Source organism: Azohydromonas aeria (assembly GCF_009760915.1).
GTDB classification, from domain to species: Bacteria; Pseudomonadota; Gammaproteobacteria; order Burkholderiales; family Burkholderiaceae_C; genus Azohydromonas; species Azohydromonas aeria.
Genome location: NZ_VIDQ01000012.1, coordinates 21,118 through 43,771, shown reverse-complemented (window position 1 = coordinate 43,771; position 22,654 = coordinate 21,118). Strand labels below are relative to the sequence as shown.

The following is a 22,654-nucleotide window of genomic DNA, read 5'->3' as shown; positions in this document are numbered from 1 at the left end:
AAACCCATGAACACCACCACCGAATCCACCGAGCAGCGCGTCGAGCGCATCACTGCAGAAGTCCTGGGCCTCGCGCCCGCCACCGTGAGCCAGGACACCGAACTGCACAAGCACGATAGCCTCGACCTGGTCGAACTGGTCATGGCGCTGGAGGATGAGGTCGGCATCGAGCTCGCCGACGACGACTGCGAGAAGTGCCGCACGGTGGCCGACTTCACGCGGCTGGTGCAGGCGGCCGGGCCGGAGGCGTCGCTTTGAGCGCGCCGGACTACACCGCGTTCGACGCCGCGCTGCTGGCGCACATCGACGCCGGGCGCAACACGATGATGGTCCTCGACGGTATGAAGGACTTGTTGGCGCTGGCCAAGCCGATCTGCCAGGCGGCGCCGGGGCGGTTCAAGCCGCCGGAGTGGCGAATCATCGACCGCCGGCTCCAGGCGCTGCGCAAGCGCGAGGTGATCGTGTTCGACCGCAAGGCCGGCTGGATGCGGCTCAAGAAGGACTGAGTCGGCCGCCATGCGCAACATCTCCTTCGCCCTGACGACACCGCAACTGCTCGCCGGCACCAAGACAGTGACGCGACGCATCGGCTGGCAGCACCTCCAGGCCGGCGAGCAGCTGCGCCCGGTCGCCAAGTGCATAGGCCTCAAGCGCGGCGAGAAGGTGCAGCCGCTGCGCGCCCCGCTGCTGGTGGTGAGCGTGCGTCAGGAGCAACTGCGCGCGTTGCAGGACGACGTTGACTACGGCCTGGCCGAGTGCGCGTTGGAAGGCTTCGGCGATCACGCCACCCTGCGCTGGCCATCCGAGTTCGTGCGCTTCTTCTGCGACTCGCACAAGGGTTGCACGCCGGAGACGGTCGTCACGCGCATCGAGTTCATGTTCACCGATGGGGCAACGGCATGACCACCACCCACGCTGCCGCCCTGACCGCACTCACCGAGCTCGCCGGCCTAGCCATGGATCGCCCTGCCCGCGCACAGATGCTGCTCTCCCGCATCCGCGAGGCACTGCAGGACCCTGCCGCGGCGCCCGGGCCGGATGCGGCGCAGACCGCCCTCTTCGTGGCCGCGTACCGGCTGCTCGAAGCGCACCAGGCGCGCAAGCCGCTGGACGGCCGCATCGCGGTGCTGTGGGGTGCGCTCGACGGGCTGCTGGGTCGGTTCGGCGTGGTGTCGCCGGCGGACATCGACGCGCTGGAGGGGCGCGAGGAACAACAAGCTGCGGAGGCAACACCTTGAGCACCGAACCCGGCTTCGTCACGGCCCGCCTCGTCTTCAGCGACCAAGGCCCGGGCGTGACTTTGAAGATGCCCGTGGCCACCGCCGAGCAGCTGCGCAAGTTCGCCGCCGACTCGCTGCGCCAGCAGCGCGAAGGCGCCGAGGGCCGCCTGCCTGAGACGCTGACAATTTGGCCCGGGATGCAGTCCTGGAGTGCTGCGCAGCCGGCGGCGGCGAAGCCCCAAAAAAGCTCACCCGGAGCATCACCCTCATGAGACTCGTCATCGTCGCCGCCGTGGCCAGCAATGGCGTCATCGGCAACCAGGGTGCCCTGCCCTGGGGCCACTTCCCCGAGGACCTGGCGCACTTCAAGCGCCTCACGATGGGCGCGGCCGTCATCATGGGCCGGCGCACATGGGACAGCCTGCCGGCCGCCGTGCGCCCGCTGCCTGGCCGCAGGAACGTCGTACTGTCGCGCGACCCAGCTTGGCGCGCGCCCGGCGTGATCGTGGCGTCCTCGCTGTGCAATGCGCTGGCGCTGCTGCGCGCAACCGGTGAGCCTGTCGTCTACGTCATCGGCGGCGCGCAGGTCTATGCCGAAGCGCTGTCGCTCGGACTGGCTGACGAGCTGGCGCTGACCGAGATCGCGCAGGACTTCGCCGGCGACACACGCTTTCCGGACTTCGACCGATCCAGCTTCCACGTCGAGGCGCAGACCTGGCATCGGGCGGCGCCGCCGAATGGCTTCGCCTACGCCGTCACCAACTACCGGGGAGCTTGATGCACCTCGACTCATTCAGCGGCCCGGCCGCCAGTCTCGAGCCGGCCGAGCGCACCGCCAGCAACGTGCTGCGCTGCCTCGCCAACCACCCGCGCGTGAGCACCTTCGACCTCTGCGAGACGCCCTGGCTGGATCGCGCGATCCGTGACCTGCGCCAGCAGGGATTGATTGTGGAAGGCACTGGCGACGGCTACCCGTGGCTCACGTACCGGCTGACGGCGAAGGGTGCCGCGCAAATCGCCGCAACCACCGAGCGCCCCGCATGATGACCGGCACCCTTTCCATCATCCAGCCGAAGCGGCCCACGGGCCCGGGCTGGCGCCGCGCCACCTGGTGGCGGTGCCCGCCGCAGCTGGCCGAACTCGGCTACCCCGTCGAGCCCTGGGAACACCCTGCCTCCGGCCTGTTCGCGCTGTCTGCCGTCGAAGTGGCCCACGATCCCGGCCAGCCGGACCTGGGGCCCGAATACCACCTCTCGATCACCCTCAACGGCGGGCGCTGCACCGCCGCCGATGCGCTGTTCGTGCTGGCCGCCTTCGGGCTGTCGGATGCGACCGAGGACAACCACGTACCCGGCGGACGGGCGCGGAATTTCTGGCGCCCTGTGGCCGACAAGCTCAGCGGCCACATCTGCCACTGCCAGGATGAGGAGCCTGCGATGCGCGAGGACAAGGGCGACTACGTGTGGCGCGGAGTCACGCGGTGAACCCTGCCCCGCTGCGCCCGACCTCACCGGACTGGCAGCCGGCGCAGTGGTGGGAGTGCCCCGCCGGCCTTGCGTCTGCGACGTACAGCGTCGATGCCTGGACGCACCCGGCCACGGGCCTGTTCGTGCTCAGCGCCGTGGACACCGCCACCGCGGTCCCGGAGCACGTGCTGGGCATCAGCGTCATGGGTTGCCGCTGCACTGATGCCGATGCGCGGCTGGCGCTGGCGGCCTTCGGCATGCAGGACGCGCAGGAGGATCACACCGCGGGCGACATGGCGCGGAACTGGTCGCGGCCGATCGGTGCGTCAGCGCCAGCAGCGGAGTCACCCTGATGGCCTTTCCCTGCCCAGCCTGCGGGGCCAGCATGCGCTGCATCGAGAGCCGCCCGACGGACCAAGGCACGCGGCGCCGCTATAGGTGCGCGTCGTGCGACTACCGGGCCAGCACCCTGGAGGTATTGGCCGAAGTCGCCGGCAGCCGCTCCCAGGGCATGCGCCCGGTGCGCGCACACAACGCGCCGCAGATCCGGGCGGCGGCGCAAGGACTGCTCGCTGTGATGGAGCGAGCGCTGGAGCAGGTCAAGGCCCTTGAGCGCCTGGCCGAAGAACCATAAGAGGAACCAAATCATGACCACCCCCGACACAGACCACCGCATCCGCGCCCTCGATTCCTTCGAGGCGCCCTACATCCGCCAGTTGCGCCAGATCGGCGAGACCATCGGGTACGGCCGCTCCTGCCAGGTGCTGGGCGACGCCTGGAACGAGAAGATGCCCGGGCGCGGCAGCATGGAGCGCCAGCCCGACATCGAGGCTGCCGAGATGCGCCAGCTTCAGGCGCTCAAGGTCGATCACGAGCGGCTGCTGCGCGCCGCATTCCACGCGCTCAAGAGCTACGAATGCGGCAACGCCTCTACCGAACTGGCGCGGGGCGTCTGCGCGGCCATTGCGGATCTCGGACTGGAGGGGGTTCCCCGTGGCTGACGCGACGCTTCCTCAGCAGCTGCGCGCTGCCGCAGACCGCCTTGAAGCCCTGGAGCGCGAGGAATTGCTGGCCAGCGAAGTCTTGGCCGATGCCGAGGCGCAGAACCGCGAGCTCAACGAGCTACGCAGCGCGCTGCTTGCGTTGCACTCACTGGCCGGCAAGTACCTCGCCCTCACCGGCGGCGGGATGTCGGATGGCAGCGAGGCCGAGGCCGTCGAGCGCGCCGGGCGGCTTCTGGGGCTGGCGCAGGACGGCGACGGCGATGCACAAAAGTCCTCACCTTTGGCCACAGAGCAGACTACGGCCGGTTGCGAAGAAGCAGCGCCAGCACCATGAGCGCGAGCAAGGCCAGCATCGAGCGCCTGCGCGACCTCGCCGCGCGCCCGGGCCACCGGCTCACGGCGCGTGACGCCGCAGGCCTGCGCCTGGCGGTCGAAGTCATGGAGGCGCAGGAGGAGATGTTGTCCAAGCAGTTCGACATCTACCGGGAGCAGTCGTTGCGCATCATCGACCTGGAAGCCATGGTGGCCGCGGCGCGGGTTTCGCTGGCGTTGGAGGACTGGCCGTGAAGCTCCGGCGCACCACCCAATGCGCCAAGTGCCCCTGGCGCAAAGACGTGAACCCGCACGACAGCGCCGAGGGCGTGCACTGCGTCGGTTGGCTACACCACCAGCTCGGCGACGGCAACAACGTGCGGCTGCGGGTGGTGATGGGAGCCTGCGAGAACCTGGGCCGGCTGCGGCTCAAGGGTGAGCAGCATGCGCACTTTGAGGACACGCTGCCGAAGGGCACGCGCAAGGACTGACCATGGACGCAAGCCAACCGAGAACCGCCATGAAGGTTCAAGGCGTCACGCCGGCCGAGGGCTACGGCGGCGCCCTCTTCCGCGTCGAGCCGCCGATCGTGCTGGACAACGGAACAGTTGCGCTCCACGTCATCACGTCCTGGGGTCTGGAGACGATCCTTGGAGACGAGAACTTCAACGTGTTTCCGGCCGACGAGAAAGGCCGCGTGCTGGACTGGTACGGCCTGTGCACGGACGGCGCGCCGCAGTGGGTCTACGACCTCGCCTTCCTTGACGACGACGCCTGAAGCCACCGGCTGGCCACCGCCTGCGCTGGCGCAGGACGACTGCTACCCGCTGTTCGCCTGGTTCGCGTCGAAGCCGGATGCGCGGCGGCTCGTGCGGGAGCACTGCGAGCGCATAGCGGCGCAGCGCCGCGAAGACACGCAAACGAAGGGCTGATGACGTGCGCCATGCTGTCGTCATGCCTATTGCGTTAGTACCAACACGGTGCATAATAGGCCCATCGACAACAGGAAACGTCATGACCAACGAAGAAGCCAATGCCCTGAAGTACGGAGCCAAGGTGTACTACCACGATGCCCCGGCCATCGTGCAGCGCGTGCAACGCAATGGTGTCGTCCAGCTATGACGGCATGGGCGCGAAGCGCGGCCAGTACGTCACCGAGCGCGTGGCAGCCTGCTACCTGAAGCTCCGCCAATGAGCACGAAGCCGCTCACGCCGGCGCAGCGGCTGGCGCTGCTCGACAAGATGACCCGGCACGACAACATCGCCACCACTGCGCTGATGCAATCGGCCCGCAACCCCGGCACCAAGACGGCCATGGCCTTGCGCGAGCGTTACGAGCGCCACATCGAGCAGTCAAACGAGTGCCTGAACAAGTTGCGCAGTGAACTACAAGCAGAAATGACCTCTGAGAAGCCGACGGCCAAGACCGGCAAGGAACGATGGGCAGCGCTGGATCAGCGGCGACGCGACCTGGGCTTGAAGCCCATCGGCAACCTCTATGCGCACCCGGACGACCACGACAAGGTCAAGGACCACGTGGACAAGCTCAATGCCAAGCGCTACGGCCCAGGTGTGGTGCCAGCGAAGCGAGCAAAGAAAGCTGACACCGCGCCAACAAAACCTGACAAGCCAAAGACCGTGAAAGGCTGACCATGGACGCCCTGCGCATCACCACCACCCTCCCTGCCGACGAAGCCGCCGCCCTGGAGCGCCTGCTGGGCGAACTGCTGGGCCGCTACGTGGCCGACCTCACCGAGAAGAGCGCCGCCGGCGCGACGCGCATGCGCCAGGCGCTGGCCGAGGCGATCAGCAATGCGAAGGAGCCCTGCCGTGGCTGACATCGACGCCCAGGCCCGCCGCCTCTACGAGGCCAGCACCCGCAGCGCCCCGACCTGGGACCAGCTCGGCGACACCACGAAAGGCGTGTGGCGCGAGCAGATCCAGAAGCAAGGCGCCGACACGGCGCGGCCGGCAGCGCCAGCCGCCGAAGACCAGCAGGAGCTTTTCTAAGCATGGACACCTACGACTTCTCGCGCCTGACGCCATCGCAGCAAACCCTGCTGACCTTCCAAGGCTGGAGCCGCGGCTGCGGACGGCCACAACCGCACCCCTTGAGCGTCAAGAAGCTGCTCGACCGCGGCCTGCTGGCGCAGCGCACGGTGCGCGAGGACCAGGGCGCGCTGGCGCTGGAGATCCATGAGTACGACGTGCCGCTGGCCGTGCACCGGGCGTGGTGCGAGCACTGCGCCAAGCGGGCGAAGTCGGAGACGGTTGCGGTCGAATACCCATCCGACTTCCATTGATAAGGCGCAATATCAACAGAGAGAAAAACAGATGCAAACCAAACCCATCGACTTCAATTCGGCAGCGCCGACCCACCGCTGCACCGAGTGCGGCGCCCTCTGGCGCCTCTGGCGCAAAGAGGAAACCGGTGCCGATGGCGACTCGTGGAACCTGCGTTCCGCGACGTGCGGCAAGTGCTGCGACATGGCGCCCATGGGCAAGCAGATCGTGCCGCTGACCTGGCGCGACATTGCCGGCGCGCTGGCGGGGCCGGTAGACCCGAACCACGACCTGGTGCCCACGCTGCGCATGTTCGGCGGGGCAATGACGGAGCGCGCGGCAGACGCCATTGAGCAGCTGCGCGCGCAGGTCACGACGCTGCGCAAGCAGGCCGCGCAGCACGAGTCCGACCACGCCCGAGCCAGCCATATGTGGATGCTGATGGTGCTGCCGATGCAGGCCGCCGCCATCGAGGCCGAGGAGACCAATACCGAGGAGGCGATGCGCTGGATCACCAACACGCTGATCCTACCCGGCCTGTACCCGGACCTGAACGACGCCAAGGCCGCAGGCGGCGCCCAGGCGTGGTTTGACCGCGAGAAGGCAGCCGAGGAAGCGCGCTACGACGGCGTGCGCAAGAAGCTCGCCGAGCAAGCCGGCCAGGGAGCCGCAGCATGAGCGGCGCCCCTGCCCCGCGTCCGATGCGCTCGGCCGCGACGTGGCTGGCCTTCGTCAACGAGCACCGGCCCTGCCCGGCCAAGGGCGTGACGCCCTGGTTTGCATGCTCGGTGCGCCCGGCGCGCATCGGCTGGTACGAGCGCCAGTTCACGGATGGCATCTACCGCCAGTGGTGGAACGGCGTGGCGTGGCTGTTCGGGCCGGACAAGAACCAGCACTGGCGCCAAGTTGACAGCTACCCATGCTGGCGTGGCCTGAATAAGCCTGCCAAATAAATAGGCAACCGTCCCGCATATTGGACCGAAGCGCGGAATTGCCGTCATTGATTCCGCCGCGCGTCCTGATTATCAAATCACCAAATCCAACATGAGCGACAACCAAAATCAAGGCGTTACTCTCGCAAATGCCGGCAGCAAGCCGCGCCGCGAACTGGACTACTACCCGACGCCGCCCGATGCCACGCACGCGCTGATGCAGTTCCTTGCGCTTCCCCGCAACGCGGCAGTGTGGGAGCCGGCGTGTGGTGCGGGCGCAATGAGCGACGTGTTGACGCAGTACGTCGATTCCGTTTACAGCACGGACATTCGACAAACGGGCTACGGCATTGGCGGCAAGGACTTTCTCGCAACCGAGTACGACTGCGATGCCGTCATCACGAACCCGCCGTTCGTGCTCTCGGAGCAGTTCATCCGACACGCACGCGACCAGGCGCCCGTCGTCGCAATGCTGCTCAAGAGCCAGTATTGGCACGCAGCCCGGCGCGCAAGCCTGTTTGCCGAAATGCCGCCCGCGTGGGTGCTGCCGCTGACGTGGCGGCCAGATTTCCTGTTCGACCAGCGCGCCAGCGGAGCGCGTGCCGCGCCGACGATGGACGTGGTTTGGACGGTATGGCGCGAGGGGCAGACGGCGACGCAATACCGTCCTCTGCTGCGCCCCGGGCGCATCCCCCTGGCCGCCTGATAGTCCGCCCCGATCAAGCGCCGCCGCCGATTTAATCCGCGATTGATAGCGACTTAATGACGCCAAATTTCAACACCAGTAAATAACGGAGAGGAATATGGAGAGCACGAACGATAAAGGCCGCGACGAATTGCGCGCCAAATTGATCGCCTGGGCCGCCGAAGTCAAGGCGCACCGCTACACGAACCGGCACCTGCCCGGCGAGCCCGCGCACGCCTTCAGCATCGAGCAGTTGGAGGGCCTCTATCACCACATCGCGGCGCATCTGCTGGAGGCGACCGGCTCATGGGTCGTGAACGATGCCGCTGTCGCCGAAATCGAGGCACGCGGCGCCCGCGCAGCCCTGGCCGCCCAGCCGGCGGCCGAGCCCGACACGCTGCTTGCACTGCAGCGCATCTACAACCGCACGCTGGGCGTGCCGGAACTTGCCGACTTGCACGACATCGCCGCGCAGGCGCTGTCCGGCGCCCCCGCAGCGGGGCAGGCGGCGCCCGCACAGGCGCAGGCGCTGACGGATGCGCGCATGCGCGAGGTGCTGATGGCCGAGGCGAACGCCATCGCGACCGAGATAGGCGCAGACCCTGACGGCGAGATTGACGAGGCGGCGCTGACCATGGTCATGCGCTACTGCCGCGCCGTCGAGCGCGCCCACGGCATCCCCGCCCCCACCGGCGCCGCGCCCACGGCCGATTTTCTGCCGCCGCCTGCTGGTGGCTGCGGAGCCTGCGGCGACGCCTGCGCATCGCGCGGCGGATCGTGCCGGGTGCGCGAAGAAAGCCCGCCGCTGCCGGACGGCGCCTCGGGGGCAGGGCAATGAGCATGGACAGCTTCGCCATGCTGCTGGGCTACGCCCTGTGCGCCTCGGGTGGATTGCTGCTGCTGGCCGGCGCCTGCCTCGCAGCCTTCCACTACGCCGGCCGCGCCTGGTTCCGTGCCCGGCGCTTCGTGTGGCTGCGCGAGGCGGTGCAGCACTACCAGCAGATCAAACCCATGCCACTGGATGCCGACGAGCGCGCAGCAGTGCAGGAGGGCGCCCGCCATGGCTGACACCCAAGCCGCCGCCGGGGTGGCGGATGCCGGGAAGTGGCTCTGCCCCGCCTGCGGCTCGCCGTTCCACGCGCACGGCTGCGCCGTCTGCGACATGGGCAAGAAGATCGAACACCTGCAGCGCCAGGTGCAGCCCTACCGCAACCTCGTGGCGGCACTGCAGGCCCAGCGCGACGAGCTGCAGCGCAGCGCCGCGGCTGCGATGGAGGCCGTCAAGACGCTGGAGAGCGAGCGCGCGGCCAACGCCCGGCTCACGGACGAGCTGGAGCAGGCGCAGCGCGAGGCGGAACGCGAGCGCAACGACGCGCAGCGGGCGCGCGAGCAGCTGCAGCACGTCGCCGACATGGCCCGTGCAGCCACTCCCGACGCTGCGCAGGCCGCGCGGCTGGCGGCGTGCTGGCGGTGGAGCGATGCGGCGGCTGCCGTGGCCGATCTGCAGCGCGAGCGGGACGAGGCGCGGGCGGCGCTCAAGCCGTTCGCCGATGCGTTCGAGGAGCCATTCGCCTACAGCTACCGCAACGCCTCGCCGGAGTTCGCTGCGCACCTGGACCGCAACACGATCACACCCAGCATGACGATGGGCGCGTTCCGCCGTGCGCGCGAGGTGATGGACGGCGCCGCGGCGCAGGAGGCGCTGCGGTGAGCCGGCTGCCCGCCGACGTGTCCCGCTGCGGCGGCCGTCCCGCGCCGGGGCCGCGGCTGCGCTTGGCCGACGAGTGCCAGCAGTGCCGGCGGTACACGGACTACGACGACGCGCGGTGCTGGACCGACGCGCCGGACGCCGACCCGTGCCCGCTGCGCATCGAGCCGCTGCCGAGCACCGATCAGCCCCGTAGATAACTCGAATAATCCCGGTTAATCATTAGGGCTGGATTTTCGGCAATTCATCACGCCCATTGGATTACTCAAACGCAAATTACAGTTTACGGTCATCCAATCCATTCATGAACGCTTTCCTCCTCAACCCCGCGAGCACGCGCGACCTGACCACCGACGCCCTTGAATCCCCGGGCCGCCCGCGCGTGTTGCCGGCCGCTTGGTGGGCGACGACGACACCGGATGAGCGGGCTCTGTTCGGTGCTCGCCACGGCATCTACTCCTTCCCCACTGTCGAACTCGTGTCCTGGCTGCAGGAGTTCATCGCCGGCCGCACGGCCATCGAGGTCGGCGCCGGCCACGGCGCGCTTGCCGCGGCGCTAGGCATCCCCGCCACCGATAACTGCCACCAGCAAGCCGACGCGCTGAGCGCCGCGTACTACCGTGCGCACGGGCAAGTGCCCGTCACCTACGGCGAGCACATCGAGCAACTGGACGCCAACTCGGCCGTAGCCAAGCACCGGCCGCAGGTGGTGGTGGCTTGCTGGGTGACGCACCGCTACGACGCCGCGCGCCACGCCGCCGGCGGCAATATGTACGGGCCCGACGAGGCCAAGATCATCCGAGCGTGCGAGCACTACGTCCTCATCGGCAACGCGAAGGTGCATGCAGCCAAGCCGATCTGGCGGCTCAAGCACCGCATCCTGACGCCGCCGTGGCTGTACTCGCGAGCGCTCAACGGGACGGCGGATTTCATCGCAATCTTCGATGGCGGGCGGATGCTGTCGGATCGGGCGCACGCGGTAACCCATGGCTGAGTCCCCCGCTCTGCCCGCCTGGCAAGTTCGCATCGCGGAGTACGGCGAGACGGTCGCGGCCGTGCGCGGCGACCAGTACATGGCCCGGCTGATGCTGTGGTGCCGCACGTGTTACGCCATGGCCGAGCACATGCCGCACGGCAGGGGCCGCGATGTCGCCGAACTAGCGCATGAACTCGGGCGCGAACTTGGGCTGGATGACGCCGACACGACTGCCGCGCTGGCGCTGGTGCTGCGCGCGAAGAACGACATTGACGCCCTGCGGGATGGGAGGTGCGCTTGAAGACGCTGATGGTTGGTGGCCCGCTTCACGGGCGGCGCATTGACATCGACCGCGAGCAGCAGAGCATGCCCGCTGGCGGCTGCGACCGCGGCAGCCTCTACGTGCGCAGGGTGTGGCGGCACCCGGATGGCCGCACCGAATTCATGATGATGTTGAGCACGCTGAGCCTGGACGAGTGCTGCCGCTTGGTGCGCCAGCTGCTGGAGCCAGCAAGGCCGGTGCTGCGGGTGGTCGGCGCGTGAGCAGCATTGACCTGCTCCTGCTTGCGGCGCTTTCGCTGGTCCTGACGGGAGGCGCTGGCCTCGCCACCGGACTGCGCGGCCTATACCTCGTGCGCCTGGCCTACATCTTCGGCGCGAAGAAGGGCGAGTTCTCCAAGCAGGTTCGGGACTTCGTGGACATCGCAGTCCTCGGGGCTATTGCCTTGATCGCAGGCATCTACCTGCTTTCGGTGGTGCCAGCGCGATGACCTGCTGCCTCATCTGCGGCAAGCCGCTGACCGACCCGGTTTCTGTCGCCCTCAAGATCGGCCCAGTGTGCCGCTGCCAGATCAAGATGGCCGAGGCCATGGATCGCACGATGGACCTGTTCGGGCCGCCGCGCTCGACGTACTCGTGGACCGTCGAGGATGGCGTAATCTGCATCGTGGATCTGAACGGCGGCAAGTCCGTGACGAACGACGCCGAGAACGTGATCGCGGACCTGGTGACCGCTGGCGCTCCGGTGGACACGATGCCGGTGATCTATCGCGACAGCGTCGGCGTATGGGACGAGCTCGCCGTGGCGGACAGCCGCTTCAGCACTTTCCGAAGCGTGCACGAGCGCGACAAGGGAGCAGCCACGGCCATCGTGAAGGCACGCTACAGCAGCGGCATCTGACCGGCCGCAGCACTCACCCTCGCCCGCCGTCGCAGCCCTGGCGGAGGCGCCACCGGCCCGAGATCCTGCCGCTTTGCCGCCGCGGCGATGGCTGCCTCCTCGGCCTCGCGCAGGCGGTGCGCCGCCTCCGCCGACGACGACCACCAGAAGTGCCCGCACCGGCCGCAACTGCAGCGCAGGCGGCCACGGTCGTCGGCGTCGCTGTGGACCTGCACCTGACGGTAGAAGTCCGAGCCGTGAACCCACAGCGACAGGTCGGCGTTGAAGCGGGCGCGGCAACGGGGACAGTGGAGCTTGGTGGGCTTGGGCATGGGTTGCCCCCGATGGATGAAATACCAGCCATTGGACACCCAAGCAGCCGGCCACTTCCTGCCCAGCCTGACTTCGGCTGTTGGCTGCTCGTAACCCGAGCAACCAGCAGCAAAACAGCAAGACCAGCAGCAAAGGGAGATTGCAGGATAGGCGTGCCGCCGTCACTACGAACACCGCCCCAACATGCCCGCAGCCCCTGCGCAGCCGCCGGCTGCTGACCCCACGGCACCCCCACCCCTCAAGCGCCGCCGCCGCAGCGGCGACTACGTCAAGCTCACCGTCAGACTGACCCCGGCCGAGTCCGCAGTCCTCAACGCCAACGCCGAGGCCGCCGGCTGGTCCCGCGCCGAGCTCGTCGCGCGCCTGGTGCGGCATCCCGGCATCGGCGCAGCCGCAGCACACCTGCTGCGCGCCCTGGCCGACTCGAACCGCCAGCTGCTGGCCATCGGCCGCAACCTCAACCAGGCGGCGCGCCAGATCAACGAGCACCCGGGGACGATGACCAGCGCCGACCGCGAAGCGATCCGGGCGGCGGTGGCGGCCGTGCAAGCGCACGTGCCGCAGGCCGCGGCGCTGCTGGGCGACCTTAGCGCCACACGGCGCAGCGTCGCCCACGCCCAGCCGCAGCCCGCGAAGCGCTCACGCAAGGCGGCTGCGGCCGGCTGATGCCGTGGGCCAGCCGCGCGTCGATGGCGTGCTGCTGGAGTGGGGCACGCGACTGTTCTACGAAGGGCCGGAGCGTGGCCGGGCCGGCGAGGAGCCGAAGCTGCTGCGCCCGCGGCCGGTGACGGCGCGCGCGATCCGCGCCCGCATCCGCGCCACCGTGCGGCGCGCGCCGCAGGTGATGGTCAAGATCATGTCGAACCAGACCGGGATGAAGGGTGTGCGCCGGGTGCTGCGCTACATCAGCCACCACGGCGAGATCGAGGTGACGGACGAGAACGGCGAGGTGTTCAAGGGCATGCCGGCCGTGCTGGAGCTGGGCGAGCTTTTTCGCTGCGACACCGCGCTGATCCCGGAGGAGGGCAGCCGCTGGCGCGAGACGCTGCACATCGAGATGGGGATGCCCGCCGGCACCGTGGACCGGCAGCGCCTGGAGGCATCAGTGCGCGAGATGCTGGCAGCCGAGTTCGAGGGTCACAAGTACGCCTGGGCCTACCACGGCCATCAGAAGAACCCGCATCTGCACATCGTGGTGCGGACGATGGGCCGCGACTTCAAGCGGCTGCCCACGCGCAAGGCAGACCTGCACCGCTGGCGCGAGAGCTTTGCGCGCGAGTTGCGTTCACGCGGGATCGAAGCGGACGCGAGCCGGCGCGTGGTGCGCGGCGTCGTCCGTCAAAGCGAGGCGATCTGGGCCGTGAAGGCGCGCGAGCAGGGGAGGCTGCACAACGACCGCGGCGAGCGGCACGGCGTCACGCCGGAGGCGATGAACCTGACGCTTGCGGCGTGGGGGCACGTGCACAACGCGCTGGCCGGATCGCCGGATGCGGCCGACCAAGCGCTTGCGCGGGAGGTGAAGACGTTCCTGGCCGGGACGCCGATGGTGCAGGAGATGGCGGCGGCGCGGGAGCAGGCGAGGGCGCAGGAGGTGGGGCGCCCAGGGCCGGAAGTCAGCCGCTGATCGGCGGCTTGCCTTTGAGATCCGGGTTGTAGTGCGCCGGAATGTCGGCGCGGTTCGCTTCCCAGCGCGCCCGCAGGCTCTTGATGAGCTCGACGCCATCGGTGCGGCTGGCGTTGCTGACGTACTGCGTGGTGCCATCCACCGACACCAGCAGGACGAAAGCCAACGACTCGCCGGCGACGGACTCCAGGGCTTGGCTGATGCCCTGCGCCAGGGGCTGCAGGGCGACGCTCACATCACTTGCCTGACTCATTTTTTCCCTTGGCGGCCAGTGCCGCTTCAACATCCGCCCAGCGGACCCATTCGCCTTTCTTGGCCTCTTTCATGGCGCCAGCCTTGGCGTCCAGGGCCCAGCGCAGCGGCATTGTGGACGGTCCACAATCGCGACCAGTCGGCTTCGTGGACGCCTTGGCTGCCTTCGGTGCAGTCGCCGGGGGCGGCATTGTGGACGGTCCACAATCGCCCTCGGCAGCCTTCGTGAGCGCCTGGATGACCTCGGCTGCCGGCCGTTTTTCAGGCTCGGTGGCGATAGCCTGCGCCACTGCAATGACCGCCTCTGGCGCCTTCGCCACAGCGTCCTTGAGCGGCTTGCTGTCGCGGAAGCGGATGTCGGCCGGCGAGGCAAAAGCCTCGACCACTGGCGACGGCAAGCCAGCAATGGCGATGGCCTTGGACACATCGCCGTGGTCGCGCCCGATCGCCTTGGCCAGCGAGAGCATGTTGGGGAACAAGCCCGCGTCCAGCGCGCGCTGGTACATCGTCCCTTGCTCGTAAGCCGACAGGTTCGCCCGGCTGCGGTTCTCCCGCTCCATCTGCGTCCACAGATTCTGGTCGTCCACATCCTCGACCACGGCCGCCACGTCGATGCCCAGATCCAGGCAGGCCCTGTGCCGGCGATGGCCGAAAACCACCTCGTAGCGGATGACACCATCCGGCACGGCCAGCGGCCGGACCTTGATCGGCTGGACGTTTCCACCGGCGTCGGCGATCTCGGTCTTGAGCTCCAGAAACTCCGGCGAGTCGAAGGACTGCTCCGCTCGATTGGCCCAGCGGCTGGCGCGGATGGTCTTGGGGTCCAGCTTGAGTGCTTCACCACTCGCGCCAGGCGCCGCTCGTAGGTCGCCCAGGTCGAGGATTTCGGGCAGGTCGAGGTTGAATCGGTCGCCGCTCACTTTGAGACCCCCATCATCTCTGCCACCCGGTCCAGCACCGGCTTGACCTCGGCCCACGTCTCGCGCGCCGCAGTCTGCCCGCGCACGTCGGCCACGAACTGCCCATTGGCCTGGCACTGCTGGATCACCATGCGATCAGCCAGGAACATGAAGTCGCCGCCGCTCTCTGGCTTGTCCACGCGCGCCAGCAGCTTGGAACGGTAGGCGCTGGAGGACATGACCTTGAGCAGGTTTGCCTTGTGCAGCGGCACGGCCTTGACGCGGTTCGGCAGCATCCCCAGGAACTGCAGCCGCGGGTTGAGGCGGGCGTGGATCGTGGCAATGCCTACGCGCGGGGCATTGAAGAGGTTGACGATCCCGCTGATGGCCTCCTGGCCGAGGTCGATGGGTGCGAGCACGTAGTCCGCGGAAACCAACGCGGACACCACGCGAATGTCCGGGTTCGGGCCTGTGTCCACCACGCACACATCGAACCGCTCGCCCATGCGATGCAGGAAGCCGCGCAGGTTGCGCGCAAACTCGTTGTGCCGGTCGGGTTGCGACTCCAGGCTCAGCAGCCCTTGGTAGCCGGCCGACACGAGCACGAAGTCGCCGGGCTCGACCATGGCCGCTGCGTCGGTGAGCGCGCGATCGGAGGTGAGTGCTGAAACCGTCGCCTTGCCCGACGCAGTGAGCGGCGCGGTGGCGTGACCCTGGTGGTCCAGGTCGAGCACCAGGGTGCGCAGGCCCAGGCGGGCGAAGTGATAGGCCAGGAGGCAGCAGATGGCGGACTTGCCGACGCCGCCTTTCTGGTTCGCAAGGACGAGGGTTTTCATGCGACCGGCTCCAGTTCGACGTTGACCCGCACCCCAACATCGGTAGCGTCTTCATCCATGCACCACTCGACGATGGCCACCTGATAGCGGACCTCGTTGAACACGCACTTGTCCCCGACCCGCGGCACGAATGGCAGGCGCCGGAACGCAAAGGTTCCGCTCTTGTGGCGAAGGAAGAAATTGACTGCAGCGGTCAAGTCACGGTTACTCATGACCAGCGATCTCCAGTACCCGCAGCGCCTGACCCTGCTCGATGGCCTGCCGCGGCGTGCGGCCATCCAGCCCGCCATGCGGCGTCTCCAAGAAGGCCAGGATCGCCCAGCCCTCCACCGTACCCAGCGCTTGCGACACCTTCGGCAGCGCGTCCCACATCGCTGGCTCGAACTGCCAGCGAGGCATGCGGTAGCCGCGCTTGGACTGCGACAAGCCGATGGCGCGGCCTTTGTCGATCCAGGTGTTCACCGTGAAGCGGCTGGTGCCCGTGATCTGCGCCGCTTCCTCTGTAGAAACCATGTCGCCAGCGGCCAAGCGCTGCTGTCGTTTTGCCAGGCTTCCTTCGAGCAGCGGTGCTGCCGGCGTGTATTCGTGGCGTTCGTGTGTCATGGTAGGTTGGTTAGTGTCGTGGCCATCATAGCGTGCACGTTGCGGCGCGCAAGCAGCGCAGCCGGTGGCTTCGTCGGCGGCGGCAGTTCGCGCTCACGCTGCTCGGCCTGGCGCTGCAGCCGCTCCGCAGCCAGGGTGCTGCGGCTCTTGACCGAGACCGGCGCCACCTTCTCCTGGCGTCGCGGCACCTTCCAGTCCTGGTCGCTGCGCACGAGGCGCTTGAGGTACGCCACCGGCCACGTGGCCTTGACGATGGCCGGCAGCGCCTGCTTCGCGATGTCCTGCACGCGCACGCCCAGCGGTCCGGCCACGCCCAGGACGCTGCAGAGCTGGCGGCCCGTCATCGCCACCAGCAGCGGCGCGAGGTCGTGCGGGATGCGGGAGCCGTCCTGCGCGATCACGCAGGGTTGCAGTACCGGCGCTTCGGGTTTTGACTCAGGCAGGTTATCCACAGGCGGCGCCTCGGGCGCGTTTCCCTGCGAAGCAGGCTTCGCTTGGAAAGCTCTTGAGGCATGCCCAGCGCAATGGGCATGCCGCGCGAGCGCGAGAGCTTCGAGCGTCTTGTCGGTGAGCCGGGTGCTGCCAACGGGCATGCCCAGGCGCCGGGCGCCGTCAAGGCAGCGGTCGCGCTCGATCCATCCGTCCTCGCGCAGCTGGCGCATGTAGTTCACGACGGAATTGCGGCAGCGTCCCAGGGCGCGCATGAGGCGCTTGACCGACAGCACGAACCATTCGCCGGGCGCATTCCACTGGACGGCCAGCCGCAGCATCGCGGCCAGGGTGTCGCGCATCTGCTCGGTGAGGTCAGCCAGGGCGCCGGTGAAGCGCAGGAGGCGCTGGTCGGCGCGGACGAACGGCGGCGGGCAGGGTGGTAGGTCGGGGTCAGTCTCGCGTGGGCGGCGGCGCGGGCGCGCGCGCACATCCCCCGCTTCGGCGGTGTGCAGTTGCATGATTTCGTAAGGGCGAGCGCGCCCGCGCGTTGCGCGCCCCCGCTTTTCGCTGCACAATCCGCTTGCGTATTCGGTTTTGTGGCAGCTCTTAGCGGGGCCAGCGAAACACGAGAGGCCCAGGGTTCCCGCCCTGGGCTTTTTCGTTTGCGGGCCTAGTTCATCTGAACGTCGTCGGTCCCATTCCTTTCACAGGTTGAGGCCAAGCGCTCAAGTGCTCGGCCAGGGTTGATCGGGTGCCATTGTGCTCCGAACTGAACGCATGGCGTACATGAGCCATGTACGTGCGGCGTCATCCGGCGGCGTTTGGCGATAGTCCAGCCACTCCAACAAAGTCCGTCACGAACACCTGAAGCACCCTTTTGGCGGGCAGCTTGAGGTCCTTGGACGGCACGATCAGCCATTGACCCGGCACACTGACGGCCACCATGTCGTCCCGGAAGGGTGGCTCAACGGTCTCTCCGAGCACTGCGAGACAGCGCAGATACATCGCCCCGACGTACAGCAGCGCACGCTCTCCCTCGCGCTCCAGCAGCGGCCCCATCCCCAGCAGCAGCGGCACATCCACGTGCTCGCCCACTCTGGCGATCTCCTCAACGGTCCAGGCGGCCTTGCCATTGAGTTTGCGTTCGGTGGCCCTTATCGACAGCGACAGCGCCTCTGCAGCGACGGCAGCGTGTTGCCGGCGAGGAATCCCCTTGGCATCCAGGAGCGCACGCACGCAGCGCGGCGCTGGGCTCTCGCTCAGGTCACTTGGACGGTTTTTTGTTCTCGACATCAGTGCCAATTCACCACGCGGCCAAAGGGCCAAAGCCGCGATTGTGTCGAAGTGCTGCCATGCGCTCGGCTGCTGACAGTTGGTTTCTGAATTGGGCATGTTGAAAAGAACGGCGTTTGGCGACGGTTAGATGATGCATCCGCACGGCAAAAGGATGTGCAACAAATGCAACCGCACCAGTTCAAGCGTCGATTCCTGGCACTGCCCTTGGTGACCAGCCTGTTCGCAGCAACCCCGGCCTACGCCTTCGACAGCTGCAAGGTCCTGCTCTGTCTCGCTGGCCCCTGGCGCTCCATCGCCGAGTGCCGCCCCGACGTGACCGAGTTCCTGCGCTGCTGGAGCCGCGGCAAGTGCACCTTGAACTGCGCCATGGCTGGTGGCAGCAATCTCCAGTGGGCAAGCGCCGCCAACTGCCCGCCGCAGTACCTGGTGACCCAGGAATGGGACGGCGCCACGTACTGCTCGAAGACCGGCGTCATCAACGTGACGACCCAGGGCGTGACGAACTGGCTGCGCGTCTGGTGGACGCGCGACGGCCGTGAGCCGGTGCTGGAGTACAGCGCGCAGGCCAAGGCGTTCCTTGGCGAGCACGCCGACACGAAGTTCGACGAGGACTTCCAGCGCTGGCTGGCGGCGCAGCCGCCGAAGGACCCGAACTACCTCGACAACGGCGGGCACTGAACGTGAGCCTGTCCGCCGCGTTGCTCGCGCTGCTGCCGGCCTGCGCGCCGCTCGTGCACCCGGACACCATCTCCCGCGTCGTCGCCGTCGAGTCCGCCGGGAACCCATGGGCCATCAACGTCAACGGCGCACGCCTGGAGCGCCAGCCGCGCAGCCTGGCTGAAGCCGTCGTCACCGCGCGCGCCCTGCGCCGCCAGGGCTTCGACTTCGACGCAGGCCTAGGCCAGATCAACGTGCGCAACTGGCAGTGGCTCGGCCTCGACGAAATCAGCGTCTTCGACCCCTGCACGAACCTGAAGGCCACGCAGACCGTGCTGTTGGACGCCTTCAAGCGCGCTCCCGCGGCCAACCCGCAGGCAGCGCTGCGCCAGTCCCTGTCTGCCTTCAACACCGGCAGCTTCTCCGCCGGCTTCGCGAACGGCTATGTCTCGAAGGTCGTTAGCGCACCGGCTTCTCCCCAGCCCTCCACGAAGGAGCAGTCCCCGTGAAAACCTCTGCACTCAAGACCATGTCCACCCGGCGCGCCGCCACCAAGACGCTGTCCGCGCTGGTCCTGCTTGCCGCCTCAAGCCTTGCGCACGCCGGGCTGCCGGACATCAACACGCGCCTGGGCGAGCTCAACACATGGCTGCTGGGGGCCGGCATCGGCCTTTTCACCGCATCCATCATCTGGACCGGCTACAAGATGGCGTTCGCCGGGGCGCAGTTCCGCGACTGCAGCAACATCCTGTGGGGTGGCGTGCTGGCGGCCGGTGGCGCCACGATTGCCTCCTGGCTGTTCACTTGAGCGGGTCATGCAGGAGGTCATCTACAAGGGCGCCACGCGCCCGCCGATCTTCCTGGGGGTGCCGCTGCTGCCGGGCATGCTCGTTGGCGGCGGTGGCGCGATTGTCGGCGCCTGGAGCGGCTATCTGTTCTCGACCGGATGGCCGCTGGGCATCACGACGGCCCTCACCGTGGCGGCATTGGCGCGCATGCGTCAACTGACCAAGAAGGACGATCACCGCTGCAGCCAGTGGCTGATGTGGGCGCAACTGGAGCTCATGCACCGCAACCGCGGCTTGTGGGGCGGCGCCCGGTCCTACTCGCCCGTGGCGCACGAGGGAGGCCGCGATGTCCTTTGACGAACCGCGGCGCTGGGCCTCAGCGCGGCGCGAGGTGGCATCGCCCGCGTTCATTCCGTTCGGCCGGATGCTCACGCCCCACATCAACCGCACTCGCCACGGCGACCTGGTGGGCACATGGGAACTGATGCGGCCCATTCCCTTCGAGACGGCCGAAGAGGTGGCGATCGACGCTCCGCACCAGGTCAAGAAGAACTGGTTGTCCACGCTTGACGATCGCTTTGCGGTGTACGAGACACGCTGGCAGTGCTTCGAGCGCGACCTGTTGGCGCCCGTGCCCGGCGGCAAGTACGAGACGGTCTTCAACGAGGACTGGAATGCGCGACTGCAGTCCATGCCATTCCGCTCCAACCGCATCTTCGTCACCATCCTGATGCGCCCGCGCCGCGCCACGAAGCGTGGCTTCCTCGGCATGCCGGTGCATGCGCCGCGCACCCGGGAGCAAATCCAGGCCGACGAGGCTCAGGACAACGCTGATTTCGAGGAGGCCGCGGCTGTGCTGCAGCGCATGCTGCACGCCTGGAAGCCGCGGCGCCTGGGCGAAGTGGAGCGTGACGGCATCACCTTCACCGAGTTCGGCGAGTTCGCTGGGTTGCTGGTGAACGGCTTCTGGAGCCCGGTGCGCGCCGGGCAGGGCTCGCTGCATCGGCGCCTGGCGGTGGTGCGCGCGTCCTTTCGAGGTGGCACCGGCGAACTGCGTGGAATCGAGCGCGAACGCTATGCCACGATGCTGGAGCCGGTGGACTTCGGCGAGGGCGTCGTGGAGCCGGGTGTGCTGTCGGACGCGCTCTACGAGTCGGTCGAATACATCGAGACGCTCAGCTTTGCGCCGCTGTCGCGGCACGACGCCGTCGAAAAGCTCAAGCTGATGAAGCGGCAGATGGAGGCGGCCGAGGATGCCGCCACAGGCCAGATCGAAGCGATGGACCGGGCCATCTCCGAGGCAGCCGATGGCCACGGCAAGTGGGGCGAGGTGCACGGGTCGTATGCCGTGTTCGGCGACACGCCGCACGCCTCGCGCGCCAACGCCGCCAAGCTCGCCAGCGCCATCACGGAAAGCACCGGCATCCGTTTCGCCCGCTGTGACCTCGTCGCCGACCGCGTCTGGTGGGCGCAGTGCCCGGGCAACATGCGCTGGAGGCCGCGCACGGCGCACTTGAGTGCCGGTGCCTTCGCGGCGATGGCTGCCGGTCACGGCTTCTACAGCGGCAAGCGTCTGAGCAACCCCTGGGGCGACCCCCTGCTGCTGACCAAGGCCCTCAACGGCCAGAAGCTGTGCATCAGCCTGCACAAGAGTCCGTCGGGCGAGGCCAGCGAGGGTAAGAAGTACCCGGGCCTCACGCTGATCCTGGGCCCCAACGGCACCGGCAAAACTGTGCTCGAAGGCGCCTTCCTGCTGCAGTCGCGGCGCTGGAACCCGGCGCCCGACATCGTGGTGCTGGACAAGGATCGCAGCCTGGAGATCGTGCTGCGCGCCATGCGCGGCAACTACAAGCGCCTGGCCGAAGGCTTCCCCACGGGGATCAACCCGTTCCAGTGGGCCGACTCGCCGGCGCACCGCGCCTTTCTATTCGGCCTGGTGCTGGCGATGGTCGCTGACGCCACCTGGATGCCTTCGGCCGAGGACCGCAAGGATCTTGCGCGCGCGATCGACACCCTGTTCGGCCCCGACTTCTCGGTGGCCGACCGCGGCGTCTCCACACTGTTCGGCTGCCTCGGCAAGAACGGCATTCAGGAGCGGCTGGAGCGCTGGTGTGCAGGCAAGCAGCTGGGCTGGGTCTTCGACGAGGCGCCCGACGACCTCGATCCGAACGAGCCGGTGACGGGCTTCGACTACACCGAGTTCCTGCCCAAGGTCGAGATCCGCACGCCGATCCTGATGGCGCTGCTGCAGTTCGTCGAGAGCAAGACGGACGGCCGCCGGCTGATGCTGGTGATGGAGGAGGCGTGGAAGCCTCTCAAGGACCCGGTGCTCGCAGCCTTCGCGCACGACAAGGCGAAGACCGTTCGCAAGAAGAACGGCCTGCCGGTATTCACGACCCAGGAGCCCGGCGACGTGGCCAACGACATGACCGGCGACACGCTGGTGACGCAGGCCGCCAGCATCATCTGCTTCCACGATCCCAGTGCCAGCGCCAAGGCCTACCTCGAAGGCCTGCGCCTGACGCCGGCCGAGTACGCGGTCGTCAAGCGTCTCGGCAACAACGGCGGGCGCGGCTTCTTCTTCAAGCAGGGCAACGCCAGCTGCATCGCCGACTTCGACTTGTCCGGCATGGACGAGCACCTGTGGATTCTCTCCGGCAGCGAGGACAACGTCCGGCTGCTCGACGAGATCCGCGCCGAGGTCGGCGACGACCCCGATGCCTGGATGCCTGTGCTGTTCGCCCGCATCCGCGCCCGCGAGGCGCAGCAACGCTCTGGAGGTGCCAAGTGAAGTTCTCCCCCGTCATCTTGCTCGCGGCCTGCGCCGCCACGCACGCCGGCATCCCCAACGAGGCCGTGCGCACCATGCCTGACGGGCGCGTGGTGGTTGAGCAGCCGCCGGGTCCGAAGTGGCTCAAGAAGTCGCCGCCGCGCCCCAAGGAGGAAATCTGGACCACGGGCTACCTGCGGCCGAGCTTCCTGATCGAGACCGAGCGGGGCTGGCAGGAGTGTCCTCAGTTGTGGGTGGACAGCAGCTGCCGCGAGTACGTCCCCGGCCGAGACAAGCGGATGCGCACCTGGGTTCTGAAGGTCGGCGGCCAGTGGCGCACCTGCCCGACTCGCGATGCCGCGGCCGGCTGCCGCGACTATTACTCGCCGCTGCCGGCGGGCTCCTATCAGCAATAGCAG

The 22,654-nt window shown here is 68.0% G+C and carries 48 protein-coding genes; 40 read left to right on the top strand and 8 right to left on the bottom strand.

Annotated features, from left to right (window positions below):
- Window positions 1-6 precede the first annotated feature (6 nt).
- The 32 genes from FJ694_RS09695 (at window position 7) to FJ694_RS09540 (ending at window position 11,766) form a co-directional block, all read left to right on the top strand.
- Window positions 7-258, top strand: a complete 252-nt coding sequence (locus FJ694_RS09695; protein ID WP_157266457.1) for a phosphopantetheine-binding protein — start codon at window positions 7-9, stop codon at window positions 256-258.
- Window positions 255-506 carry a hypothetical protein gene (locus FJ694_RS09690; protein WP_157266455.1) on the top strand — a complete coding sequence of 84 codons (252 nt, stop codon included), beginning with the start codon at window positions 255-257 and terminating at the stop codon, window positions 504-506. The genes FJ694_RS09695 and FJ694_RS09690 overlap by 4 nt, the downstream gene beginning before the upstream one ends.
- Window positions 507-516: 10 nt before the next feature.
- Window positions 517-903 carry an ASCH domain-containing protein gene (locus FJ694_RS36655; protein ID WP_198320782.1) on the top strand — a complete coding sequence of 129 codons (387 nt, stop codon included), beginning with the start codon at window positions 517-519 and terminating at the stop codon, window positions 901-903.
- On the top strand, window positions 900-1,238 hold the full coding sequence (locus tag FJ694_RS09680; RefSeq protein ID WP_157266453.1) for a hypothetical protein: 339 nt from the start codon (window positions 900-902) through the stop codon (window positions 1,236-1,238). The genes FJ694_RS36655 and FJ694_RS09680 overlap by 4 nt, the downstream gene beginning before the upstream one ends.
- Window positions 1,235-1,492, top strand: coding sequence for a hypothetical protein (locus FJ694_RS09675; protein ID WP_157266451.1), 258 nt, complete (start codon window positions 1,235-1,237; stop codon window positions 1,490-1,492). Before FJ694_RS09680 ends, FJ694_RS09675 begins: the two co-directional genes overlap by 4 nt.
- Entirely contained in the window at window positions 1,489-1,998 is a 510-nt protein-coding gene (locus FJ694_RS09670) for a dihydrofolate reductase (protein ID WP_157266449.1), read from the top strand. Before FJ694_RS09675 ends, FJ694_RS09670 begins: the two co-directional genes overlap by 4 nt.
- Window positions 1,998-2,264 carry a hypothetical protein gene (locus FJ694_RS09665; RefSeq protein WP_157266447.1) on the top strand — a complete coding sequence of 89 codons (267 nt, stop codon included), beginning with the start codon at window positions 1,998-2,000 and terminating at the stop codon, window positions 2,262-2,264. The genes FJ694_RS09670 and FJ694_RS09665 overlap by 1 nt, the downstream gene beginning before the upstream one ends.
- Window positions 2,261-2,704 (top strand): hypothetical protein, encoded by a 444-nt coding sequence (locus FJ694_RS09660; RefSeq protein ID WP_198320781.1) that lies wholly within the window; start codon window positions 2,261-2,263, stop codon window positions 2,702-2,704. Before FJ694_RS09665 ends, FJ694_RS09660 begins: the two co-directional genes overlap by 4 nt.
- Entirely contained in the window at window positions 2,701-3,039 is a 339-nt protein-coding gene (locus tag FJ694_RS09655; protein WP_157266445.1) for a hypothetical protein, read from the top strand. The genes FJ694_RS09660 and FJ694_RS09655 overlap by 4 nt, the downstream gene beginning before the upstream one ends.
- On the top strand, window positions 3,039-3,320 hold the full coding sequence (locus FJ694_RS09650) for an NrdR family transcriptional regulator (protein ID WP_157266443.1): 282 nt from the start codon (window positions 3,039-3,041) through the stop codon (window positions 3,318-3,320). Before FJ694_RS09655 ends, FJ694_RS09650 begins: the two co-directional genes overlap by 1 nt.
- A gap of 13 nt (window positions 3,321-3,333) precedes the next feature.
- Complete coding sequence (locus tag FJ694_RS09645; RefSeq protein ID WP_157266438.1) at window positions 3,334-3,687, top strand: hypothetical protein; 354 nt, start codon at window positions 3,334-3,336, stop codon at window positions 3,685-3,687.
- Window positions 3,680-4,024, top strand: coding sequence for a hypothetical protein (locus FJ694_RS09640; protein ID WP_157266436.1), 345 nt, complete (start codon window positions 3,680-3,682; stop codon window positions 4,022-4,024). Before FJ694_RS09645 ends, FJ694_RS09640 begins: the two co-directional genes overlap by 8 nt.
- Entirely contained in the window at window positions 4,021-4,257 is a 237-nt protein-coding gene (locus FJ694_RS09635; RefSeq protein ID WP_157266434.1) for a hypothetical protein, read from the top strand. Before FJ694_RS09640 ends, FJ694_RS09635 begins: the two co-directional genes overlap by 4 nt.
- 47 nt (window positions 4,258-4,304) lie before the next feature.
- Window positions 4,305-4,493, top strand: coding sequence for a hypothetical protein (locus FJ694_RS09630; protein WP_157266432.1), 189 nt, complete (start codon window positions 4,305-4,307; stop codon window positions 4,491-4,493).
- Between the two features lie 29 nt (window positions 4,494-4,522).
- On the top strand, window positions 4,523-4,780 hold the full coding sequence (locus FJ694_RS09625) for a hypothetical protein (RefSeq protein WP_157266430.1): 258 nt from the start codon (window positions 4,523-4,525) through the stop codon (window positions 4,778-4,780).
- Complete coding sequence (locus FJ694_RS09620) at window positions 4,764-4,934, top strand: hypothetical protein (protein ID WP_157266428.1); 171 nt, start codon at window positions 4,764-4,766, stop codon at window positions 4,932-4,934. Before FJ694_RS09625 ends, FJ694_RS09620 begins: the two co-directional genes overlap by 17 nt.
- A 259-nt stretch (window positions 4,935-5,193) precedes the next feature.
- Window positions 5,194-5,652, top strand: a complete 459-nt coding sequence (locus FJ694_RS09615) for a hypothetical protein (RefSeq protein ID WP_157266426.1) — start codon at window positions 5,194-5,196, stop codon at window positions 5,650-5,652.
- Window positions 5,653-5,654: 2 nt separating this feature from the next.
- Window positions 5,655-5,840, top strand: a complete 186-nt coding sequence (locus FJ694_RS09610) for a hypothetical protein (protein ID WP_157266424.1) — start codon at window positions 5,655-5,657, stop codon at window positions 5,838-5,840.
- Complete coding sequence (locus FJ694_RS09605) at window positions 5,833-6,012, top strand: hypothetical protein (RefSeq protein ID WP_157266422.1); 180 nt, start codon at window positions 5,833-5,835, stop codon at window positions 6,010-6,012. The genes FJ694_RS09610 and FJ694_RS09605 overlap by 8 nt, the downstream gene beginning before the upstream one ends.
- 2 nt (window positions 6,013-6,014) lie before the next feature.
- A complete protein-coding gene (locus FJ694_RS09600) occupies window positions 6,015-6,305 on the top strand; it encodes a hypothetical protein (RefSeq protein ID WP_157266420.1) in 291 nt (96 codons plus the stop codon).
- Complete coding sequence (locus FJ694_RS09595) at window positions 6,274-6,963, top strand: hypothetical protein (protein WP_157266418.1); 690 nt, start codon at window positions 6,274-6,276, stop codon at window positions 6,961-6,963. The genes FJ694_RS09600 and FJ694_RS09595 overlap by 32 nt, the downstream gene beginning before the upstream one ends.
- Window positions 6,960-7,238 carry a hypothetical protein gene (locus FJ694_RS09590; protein WP_157266416.1) on the top strand — a complete coding sequence of 93 codons (279 nt, stop codon included), beginning with the start codon at window positions 6,960-6,962 and terminating at the stop codon, window positions 7,236-7,238. Before FJ694_RS09595 ends, FJ694_RS09590 begins: the two co-directional genes overlap by 4 nt.
- Before the next feature lie 91 nt (window positions 7,239-7,329).
- Window positions 7,330-7,923 carry an SAM-dependent DNA methyltransferase gene (locus FJ694_RS09585; RefSeq protein ID WP_157266414.1) on the top strand — a complete coding sequence of 198 codons (594 nt, stop codon included), beginning with the start codon at window positions 7,330-7,332 and terminating at the stop codon, window positions 7,921-7,923.
- Between the two features lie 97 nt (window positions 7,924-8,020).
- Window positions 8,021-8,740 (top strand): hypothetical protein, encoded by a 720-nt coding sequence (locus FJ694_RS09580; protein ID WP_157266412.1) that lies wholly within the window; start codon window positions 8,021-8,023, stop codon window positions 8,738-8,740.
- A gap of 2 nt (window positions 8,741-8,742) precedes the next feature.
- The gene (locus tag FJ694_RS09575) at window positions 8,743-8,970 is read left to right on the top strand and encodes a hypothetical protein (protein ID WP_157266410.1); all 228 of its coding nucleotides are present in this window, start codon (window positions 8,743-8,745) and stop codon (window positions 8,968-8,970) included.
- The gene (locus tag FJ694_RS09570) at window positions 8,963-9,613 is read left to right on the top strand and encodes a hypothetical protein (protein ID WP_157266408.1); all 651 of its coding nucleotides are present in this window, start codon (window positions 8,963-8,965) and stop codon (window positions 9,611-9,613) included. The genes FJ694_RS09575 and FJ694_RS09570 overlap by 8 nt, the downstream gene beginning before the upstream one ends.
- A complete protein-coding gene (locus tag FJ694_RS09565; RefSeq protein ID WP_157266406.1) occupies window positions 9,610-9,810 on the top strand; it encodes a hypothetical protein in 201 nt (66 codons plus the stop codon). Before FJ694_RS09570 ends, FJ694_RS09565 begins: the two co-directional genes overlap by 4 nt.
- A 104-nt stretch (window positions 9,811-9,914) precedes the next feature.
- Window positions 9,915-10,604 (top strand): hypothetical protein, encoded by a 690-nt coding sequence (locus FJ694_RS09560; RefSeq protein ID WP_157266404.1) that lies wholly within the window; start codon window positions 9,915-9,917, stop codon window positions 10,602-10,604.
- Window positions 10,597-10,887, top strand: coding sequence for a hypothetical protein (locus FJ694_RS09555; RefSeq protein ID WP_157266402.1), 291 nt, complete (start codon window positions 10,597-10,599; stop codon window positions 10,885-10,887). Before FJ694_RS09560 ends, FJ694_RS09555 begins: the two co-directional genes overlap by 8 nt.
- Window positions 10,884-11,129: a hypothetical protein gene (locus FJ694_RS09550; RefSeq protein WP_157266400.1), complete on the top strand. Its 246-nt coding sequence runs from the start codon at window positions 10,884-10,886 to the stop codon at window positions 11,127-11,129. Before FJ694_RS09555 ends, FJ694_RS09550 begins: the two co-directional genes overlap by 4 nt.
- The gene (locus tag FJ694_RS09545; RefSeq protein ID WP_157266398.1) at window positions 11,126-11,356 is read left to right on the top strand and encodes a hypothetical protein; all 231 of its coding nucleotides are present in this window, start codon (window positions 11,126-11,128) and stop codon (window positions 11,354-11,356) included. The genes FJ694_RS09550 and FJ694_RS09545 overlap by 4 nt, the downstream gene beginning before the upstream one ends.
- Window positions 11,353-11,766 carry a DUF6011 domain-containing protein gene (locus FJ694_RS09540; protein WP_157266396.1) on the top strand — a complete coding sequence of 138 codons (414 nt, stop codon included), beginning with the start codon at window positions 11,353-11,355 and terminating at the stop codon, window positions 11,764-11,766. Before FJ694_RS09545 ends, FJ694_RS09540 begins: the two co-directional genes overlap by 4 nt.
- Here the strand turns inward: FJ694_RS09540 and FJ694_RS09535 are convergent.
- Window positions 11,748-12,077: a hypothetical protein gene (locus FJ694_RS09535; RefSeq protein WP_157266394.1), complete on the bottom strand. Its 330-nt coding sequence runs from the start codon at window positions 12,075-12,077 to the stop codon at window positions 11,748-11,750. The two genes, FJ694_RS09540 and FJ694_RS09535, sit on opposite strands and share 19 nt — an antisense overlap.
- Window positions 12,078-12,261: 184 nt before the next feature.
- Here FJ694_RS09535 and FJ694_RS09530 point away from each other — a divergent pair, with 184 nt between their 5' ends.
- Window positions 12,262-12,744, top strand: a complete 483-nt coding sequence (locus FJ694_RS09530) for a plasmid mobilization protein (RefSeq protein WP_157266392.1) — start codon at window positions 12,262-12,264, stop codon at window positions 12,742-12,744.
- Between the two features lie 4 nt (window positions 12,745-12,748).
- Window positions 12,749-13,702: a relaxase/mobilization nuclease domain-containing protein gene (locus FJ694_RS09525; RefSeq protein WP_157266390.1), complete on the top strand. Its 954-nt coding sequence runs from the start codon at window positions 12,749-12,751 to the stop codon at window positions 13,700-13,702.
- Here the strand turns inward: FJ694_RS09525 and FJ694_RS09520 are convergent.
- The 7 genes from FJ694_RS09520 to FJ694_RS09490 form a co-directional block, all read right to left on the bottom strand.
- Window positions 13,692-13,937, bottom strand: coding sequence for a hypothetical protein (locus tag FJ694_RS09520; RefSeq protein WP_157266388.1), 246 nt, complete (start codon window positions 13,935-13,937; stop codon window positions 13,692-13,694). The two genes, FJ694_RS09525 and FJ694_RS09520, sit on opposite strands and share 11 nt — an antisense overlap.
- A 1-nt stretch (window position 13,938) precedes the next feature.
- Entirely contained in the window at window positions 13,939-14,874 is a 936-nt protein-coding gene (locus FJ694_RS09515; RefSeq protein ID WP_157266386.1) for a ParB/RepB/Spo0J family partition protein, read from the bottom strand.
- A complete protein-coding gene (locus FJ694_RS09510) occupies window positions 14,871-15,689 on the bottom strand; it encodes a ParA family protein (protein ID WP_157266384.1) in 819 nt (272 codons plus the stop codon). Before FJ694_RS09510 ends, FJ694_RS09515 begins: the two co-directional genes overlap by 4 nt.
- The gene (locus FJ694_RS09505; protein WP_157266382.1) at window positions 15,686-15,901 is read right to left on the bottom strand and encodes a hypothetical protein; all 216 of its coding nucleotides are present in this window, start codon (window positions 15,899-15,901) and stop codon (window positions 15,686-15,688) included. The genes FJ694_RS09510 and FJ694_RS09505 overlap by 4 nt, the downstream gene beginning before the upstream one ends.
- Complete coding sequence (locus FJ694_RS09500) at window positions 15,894-16,292, bottom strand: hypothetical protein (RefSeq protein WP_157266380.1); 399 nt, start codon at window positions 16,290-16,292, stop codon at window positions 15,894-15,896. The genes FJ694_RS09505 and FJ694_RS09500 overlap by 8 nt, the downstream gene beginning before the upstream one ends.
- Window positions 16,289-17,242 (bottom strand): hypothetical protein, encoded by a 954-nt coding sequence (locus FJ694_RS09495; RefSeq protein ID WP_157266378.1) that lies wholly within the window; start codon window positions 17,240-17,242, stop codon window positions 16,289-16,291. Before FJ694_RS09495 ends, FJ694_RS09500 begins: the two co-directional genes overlap by 4 nt.
- A 289-nt stretch (window positions 17,243-17,531) precedes the next feature.
- Window positions 17,532-18,116 carry a helix-turn-helix domain-containing protein gene (locus FJ694_RS09490; protein WP_157266376.1) on the bottom strand — a complete coding sequence of 195 codons (585 nt, stop codon included), beginning with the start codon at window positions 18,114-18,116 and terminating at the stop codon, window positions 17,532-17,534.
- Window positions 18,117-18,182: 66 nt separating this feature from the next.
- Between FJ694_RS09490 and FJ694_RS09485 the strand changes: the two genes are divergently transcribed.
- Genes FJ694_RS09485 through FJ694_RS09460 form a run of 6 tightly spaced genes read left to right on the top strand, consistent with a single transcriptional unit; the run spans window position 18,183 to window position 22,651 of the window.
- Window positions 18,183-18,698, top strand: coding sequence for a hypothetical protein (locus tag FJ694_RS09485; protein WP_157266374.1), 516 nt, complete (start codon window positions 18,183-18,185; stop codon window positions 18,696-18,698).
- A 2-nt stretch (window positions 18,699-18,700) separates the two neighbouring features.
- Window positions 18,701-19,186, top strand: a complete 486-nt coding sequence (locus FJ694_RS09480; RefSeq protein WP_232539972.1) for a lytic transglycosylase domain-containing protein — start codon at window positions 18,701-18,703, stop codon at window positions 19,184-19,186.
- Between the two features lie 20 nt (window positions 19,187-19,206).
- Complete coding sequence (locus FJ694_RS09475) at window positions 19,207-19,485, top strand: TrbC/VirB2 family protein (RefSeq protein WP_157266372.1); 279 nt, start codon at window positions 19,207-19,209, stop codon at window positions 19,483-19,485.
- A gap of 7 nt (window positions 19,486-19,492) precedes the next feature.
- Window positions 19,493-19,822: a VirB3 family type IV secretion system protein gene (locus tag FJ694_RS09470; RefSeq protein WP_157266370.1), complete on the top strand. Its 330-nt coding sequence runs from the start codon at window positions 19,493-19,495 to the stop codon at window positions 19,820-19,822.
- Entirely contained in the window at window positions 19,812-22,256 is a 2,445-nt protein-coding gene (locus tag FJ694_RS09465; RefSeq protein ID WP_157266368.1) for a VirB4 family type IV secretion/conjugal transfer ATPase, read from the top strand. Before FJ694_RS09470 ends, FJ694_RS09465 begins: the two co-directional genes overlap by 11 nt.
- On the top strand, window positions 22,253-22,651 hold the full coding sequence (locus FJ694_RS09460) for a hypothetical protein (RefSeq protein ID WP_157266366.1): 399 nt from the start codon (window positions 22,253-22,255) through the stop codon (window positions 22,649-22,651). The genes FJ694_RS09465 and FJ694_RS09460 overlap by 4 nt, the downstream gene beginning before the upstream one ends.
- Window positions 22,652-22,654: the final 3 nt, after the last annotated feature.

Excerpts from the sequence above, each read along its gene's own strand:
- FJ694_RS09695 (WP_157266457.1), top strand. The coding sequence starts at position 7 with ATGAACACCACCACCGAATCCACCGAGCAGCGCGTCGAGCGCATCACT.
- FJ694_RS36655 (WP_198320782.1), top strand. The coding sequence starts at position 517 with ATGCGCAACATCTCCTTCGCCCTGACGACACCGCAACTGCTCGCCGGC.
- FJ694_RS09680 (WP_157266453.1), top strand. The coding sequence starts at position 900 with ATGACCACCACCCACGCTGCCGCCCTGACCGCACTCACCGAGCTCGCC.
- FJ694_RS09670 (WP_157266449.1), top strand. The coding sequence starts at position 1,489 with ATGAGACTCGTCATCGTCGCCGCCGTGGCCAGCAATGGCGTCATCGGC.
- FJ694_RS09665 (WP_157266447.1), top strand. The coding sequence starts at position 1,998 with ATGCACCTCGACTCATTCAGCGGCCCGGCCGCCAGTCTCGAGCCGGCC.
- FJ694_RS09660 (WP_198320781.1), top strand. The coding sequence starts at position 2,261 with ATGATGACCGGCACCCTTTCCATCATCCAGCCGAAGCGGCCCACGGGC.
- FJ694_RS09650 (WP_157266443.1), top strand. The coding sequence starts at position 3,039 with ATGGCCTTTCCCTGCCCAGCCTGCGGGGCCAGCATGCGCTGCATCGAG.
- FJ694_RS09645 (WP_157266438.1), top strand. The coding sequence starts at position 3,334 with ATGACCACCCCCGACACAGACCACCGCATCCGCGCCCTCGATTCCTTC.
- FJ694_RS09635 (WP_157266434.1), top strand. The coding sequence starts at position 4,021 with ATGAGCGCGAGCAAGGCCAGCATCGAGCGCCTGCGCGACCTCGCCGCG.
- FJ694_RS09625 (WP_157266430.1), top strand. The coding sequence starts at position 4,523 with ATGAAGGTTCAAGGCGTCACGCCGGCCGAGGGCTACGGCGGCGCCCTC.
- FJ694_RS09615 (WP_157266426.1), top strand. The coding sequence starts at position 5,194 with ATGAGCACGAAGCCGCTCACGCCGGCGCAGCGGCTGGCGCTGCTCGAC.
- FJ694_RS09610 (WP_157266424.1), top strand. The coding sequence starts at position 5,655 with ATGGACGCCCTGCGCATCACCACCACCCTCCCTGCCGACGAAGCCGCC.
- FJ694_RS09600 (WP_157266420.1), top strand. The coding sequence starts at position 6,015 with ATGGACACCTACGACTTCTCGCGCCTGACGCCATCGCAGCAAACCCTG.
- FJ694_RS09590 (WP_157266416.1), top strand. The coding sequence starts at position 6,960 with ATGAGCGGCGCCCCTGCCCCGCGTCCGATGCGCTCGGCCGCGACGTGG.
- FJ694_RS09585 (WP_157266414.1), top strand. The coding sequence starts at position 7,330 with ATGAGCGACAACCAAAATCAAGGCGTTACTCTCGCAAATGCCGGCAGC.
- FJ694_RS09580 (WP_157266412.1), top strand. The coding sequence starts at position 8,021 with ATGGAGAGCACGAACGATAAAGGCCGCGACGAATTGCGCGCCAAATTG.
- FJ694_RS09575 (WP_157266410.1), top strand. The coding sequence starts at position 8,743 with ATGGACAGCTTCGCCATGCTGCTGGGCTACGCCCTGTGCGCCTCGGGT.
- FJ694_RS09570 (WP_157266408.1), top strand. The coding sequence starts at position 8,963 with ATGGCTGACACCCAAGCCGCCGCCGGGGTGGCGGATGCCGGGAAGTGG.
- FJ694_RS09560 (WP_157266404.1), top strand. The coding sequence starts at position 9,915 with ATGAACGCTTTCCTCCTCAACCCCGCGAGCACGCGCGACCTGACCACC.
- FJ694_RS09555 (WP_157266402.1), top strand. The coding sequence starts at position 10,597 with ATGGCTGAGTCCCCCGCTCTGCCCGCCTGGCAAGTTCGCATCGCGGAG.
- FJ694_RS09540 (WP_157266396.1), top strand. The coding sequence starts at position 11,353 with ATGACCTGCTGCCTCATCTGCGGCAAGCCGCTGACCGACCCGGTTTCT.
- FJ694_RS09535 (WP_157266394.1), bottom strand. The coding sequence starts at position 12,077 with ATGCCCAAGCCCACCAAGCTCCACTGTCCCCGTTGCCGCGCCCGCTTC.
- FJ694_RS09530 (WP_157266392.1), top strand. The coding sequence starts at position 12,262 with ATGCCCGCAGCCCCTGCGCAGCCGCCGGCTGCTGACCCCACGGCACCC.
- FJ694_RS09510 (WP_157266384.1), bottom strand. The coding sequence starts at position 15,689 with ATGAAAACCCTCGTCCTTGCGAACCAGAAAGGCGGCGTCGGCAAGTCC.
- FJ694_RS09505 (WP_157266382.1), bottom strand. The coding sequence starts at position 15,901 with ATGAGTAACCGTGACTTGACCGCTGCAGTCAATTTCTTCCTTCGCCAC.
- FJ694_RS09500 (WP_157266380.1), bottom strand. The coding sequence starts at position 16,292 with ATGACACACGAACGCCACGAATACACGCCGGCAGCACCGCTGCTCGAA.
- FJ694_RS09495 (WP_157266378.1), bottom strand. The coding sequence starts at position 17,242 with ATGCAACTGCACACCGCCGAAGCGGGGGATGTGCGCGCGCGCCCGCGC.
- FJ694_RS09490 (WP_157266376.1), bottom strand. The coding sequence starts at position 18,116 with ATGCCCAATTCAGAAACCAACTGTCAGCAGCCGAGCGCATGGCAGCAC.
- FJ694_RS09485 (WP_157266374.1), top strand. The coding sequence starts at position 18,183 with ATGCAACCGCACCAGTTCAAGCGTCGATTCCTGGCACTGCCCTTGGTG.
- FJ694_RS09475 (WP_157266372.1), top strand. The coding sequence starts at position 19,207 with ATGTCCACCCGGCGCGCCGCCACCAAGACGCTGTCCGCGCTGGTCCTG.
- FJ694_RS09470 (WP_157266370.1), top strand. The coding sequence starts at position 19,493 with ATGCAGGAGGTCATCTACAAGGGCGCCACGCGCCCGCCGATCTTCCTG.
- FJ694_RS09465 (WP_157266368.1), top strand. The coding sequence starts at position 19,812 with ATGTCCTTTGACGAACCGCGGCGCTGGGCCTCAGCGCGGCGCGAGGTG.